General features: G+C 70.7%; 2 protein-coding genes and 1 pseudogene. 2 read left to right on the top strand and 1 reads right to left on the bottom strand.

Annotated features, from left to right (window positions below; genetic code table 11):
• Window positions 1-734: LysR family transcriptional regulator (locus ABNT58_RS28565; protein WP_348756735.1), on the bottom strand; the 734-nt coding region annotated here is incomplete at its 3' end.
• A gap of 107 nt (window positions 735-841) precedes the next feature.
• Between ABNT58_RS28565 and ABNT58_RS28560 the strand changes: the two genes are divergently transcribed.
• Together ABNT58_RS28560 and ABNT58_RS28555 are read left to right on the top strand one after the other, a co-directional pair.
• Window positions 842-1318: a cupin domain-containing protein gene (locus tag ABNT58_RS28560; protein ID WP_348756734.1), complete on the top strand. Its 477-nt coding sequence runs from the start codon at window positions 842-844 to the stop codon at window positions 1316-1318.
• A pseudogene (locus tag ABNT58_RS28555) lies at window positions 1296-1647 on the top strand (hypothetical protein); the annotation flags it as partial. The gene ABNT58_RS28560 and the pseudogene ABNT58_RS28555, both read left to right, overlap by 23 nt.

Raw genomic sequence — 1647 nt, 5'->3', positions numbered from 1 at the left:
GGCACGTAACACAGGCCGCGGTCGTCCAGCGCCGCCTGCAGCATCAGCAAGGTGTTGTTCAGCACCACCTGGCCGCCCACCTTCACTTGCAGTTGCCTGCCGCGTTTCTCGAACTCCCATGCATACAGGTTGCCGTGGGTCGGCAGCCGCAGGTTGATGCAGGCGTGCTCGGTCAGGTCGCGCGGCGTGCGGGGCCGGCTGCGGCCCTGCAGGTAGCCCGGCGACGCAGCCACCGCCATGCGGAAGTCGGGCGAGATGCGCACCGCGATCATGTCCTTGTCCACCCGGTTGCCCAGGCGCACGCCGGCATCGAAGCGCTGGGCCGCGATGTCGGTGAGCGCGTAGTCCACGCTCAGCTCGATCAGCAGGTCGGGGTACTGCTGCAGCAGGGGCAGCAGCCGCGGCCACAGCACGGTGCGTATCGCATGGTCGTGGGAGGTGATGCGCACGGTGCCGGCCGGCGTGTCGCGTGCCGCGGTCAGTTGGTCCAGTTCGGCGTCGATGTCTTCGAAGCGGGGCGCCAGCACGTTCAGCAGCCGCTCGCCCGCTTCGGTGACCGAGACGCTGCGTGTGGTGCGGTTGAGCAGCCGCAGCCCAAGCCGGGCTTCCAGGCCGGTGACCGCATGGCTGAGCGCCGAGCGCGAGACATCCAGCTGCGCCGCCGCGCGGGTGAAGCTGCGCGTCTGCGCCACGGTGACGAAGGCCTGCAGGTCGGCCAGGGGAGTGCGCGGCATGGTGGCTCGATTGGTGAATGTGCTGCACCAATGTATGCCGTCTGGGCCTCTTCTCTCACAAGGCCTGCGTTCCTATAGTCCTTCTCAGTGGATGAAAGGACTTTTCGATGTTCAAGCGCCTCATGGGCTGCCTCACCTGCGCAGCCATCGCCCACGGTGCCTCGGCCGAGCCGGCCGCGGGCGGCCAGAAGCTCACCCTGGCCCGCGAGCTGACCAGCATGGACGGCCCGGCCGACACCTTCACCGGCCAGGTGCGGGTGACGCCAGCCTTTGCCGCCACGCCCGGCATGAATGCCTCGGGCGGCATCGTGCGGTTCCAGCCCGGGGCGCGCTCGGCCTGGCACACGCACCCGGCGGGCCAGCAGCTCATCGTCACCGAGGGTGAAGGCTTGACGCAGGAATGGGGCAAGCCGATCCAGCGCATCCGCGCCGGCGACGTGGTGTGGTGCTCGCCCGGCATCAAGCACTGGCACGGCGCCGCGCCGGGCAGCGCGATGACGCACATCGCCATCACCGGGGTGGTGGGCGGCAAGAACGTGGACTGGCTGGAGCACGTGAGCGATGCGCAATACCTCGGCCGCTGACCGCATCAGCCCGGGCCGCCGCGGCCTGCTGGGCATGGCGGCGCTGGTGGCCGCTCACGGACCGACCCGGGCGCAGACCGGCGCCGCGCTCACCCCCGCAGGAGATCACACGATGAACGACAACGCCCGGCCGCCTGGGGGCGGTGCCCCGCCCACGCCGCAGGAGACCGCACCCCGTTCCGGCGACCCTGCACTCACGGCCCCGCAACGGGCCATCGGCCCCGTCGCGGCGGCCACCGCCACCGGCGACATGGCGCGGCTGAGCGCCGCGCTGGAACGGGCGCTGGACGCCGGCTTGACGGTCAGCGAGATCAAGGAAGTGCTGGTGC

The organism is uncultured Aquincola sp., from assembly GCF_964001545.1.
Taxonomy (GTDB): domain Bacteria; phylum Pseudomonadota; class Gammaproteobacteria; order Burkholderiales; family Burkholderiaceae_C; genus Aquincola.
Note: the sequence above shows the minus strand (reverse complement) of the source record. Positions and strands in the feature narration are given on the sequence as shown.

Bases quoted from the DNA above. Each gene is read 5' to 3' on its own strand.
- ABNT58_RS28560 (WP_348756734.1), top strand. From the start codon at position 842: ATGTTCAAGCGCCTCATGGGCTGCCTCACCTGCGCAGCCATCGCCCAC.